This window comes from Mesorhizobium sp. M7A.F.Ca.US.006.04.2.1 (genome assembly GCF_004022915.1).
GTDB classification, from domain to species: domain Bacteria; phylum Pseudomonadota; class Alphaproteobacteria; order Rhizobiales; family Rhizobiaceae; genus Mesorhizobium; species Mesorhizobium ciceri.
Genome location: NZ_RZQA01001551.1, coordinates 1 through 619 on the forward strand (window position 1 = coordinate 1; position 619 = coordinate 619).

A 619-nucleotide genomic window follows, 5' to 3' on the forward strand; every position below is an offset into this window, starting at 1 on the left:
GTATCGGTCTTCGGCAACTCGCGGCGGAACTCGATGAGCTTCGGCACCATGAAATCCTCGAGATGAACGGCGCAGTAGCGAATGATGTCCCGCTCGCTCAGGGTCTCGTCCGAGAGAACGACGAGGGCGGCAATGGCGTGGCCGAGCACCGGATCCGGCACGCCGGTCACCACGGCTTCCACGATGCCTGGATGGGCGTGCAGCACAGTTTCGACTTCCTTCGGGGCGACCTTTTCGCCGCGCGTCTTGATGATGTCGTCCTTGCGGCCAACGAAATAAAGGAAGCCGTCCTCGTCCGTCCGGAACAGGTCACCGGTGTGGAGCCGCTTTTCCCAGGGATGCGGCCCGGGACGCAGCATCTGCTCCGTGGCCACGTCGTTGCGCCAATAGCCCTGCATGACATGCGGGCCGCGGATGACCAACTCGCCCGCCACGCCCGGTGGCACGCGGTTGCCCTCATCGTCGACGACGATCGCTTCCGTGTTGGGAATAGCGATGCCGACGGAACCCGGCCGGCGGTCCAGCTCCTCCGGGGGCAGGTAGGTGCAGCGCTTGCATTCCGTCAGACCGTACATGGAAAAGAGCCGTACGCCGGGGAACAGCTCGCGCAGCCGGGCGA

General features: G+C 64.9%; 1 protein-coding gene. It reads right to left on the bottom strand.

Annotation, left to right across the window (positions count from 1 at the left end; translation table 11 throughout):
- The coding region (locus EN925_RS38675) for an AMP-binding protein (RefSeq protein ID WP_164894825.1) at nt 1–619 on the bottom strand (619 nt) is incomplete at both ends.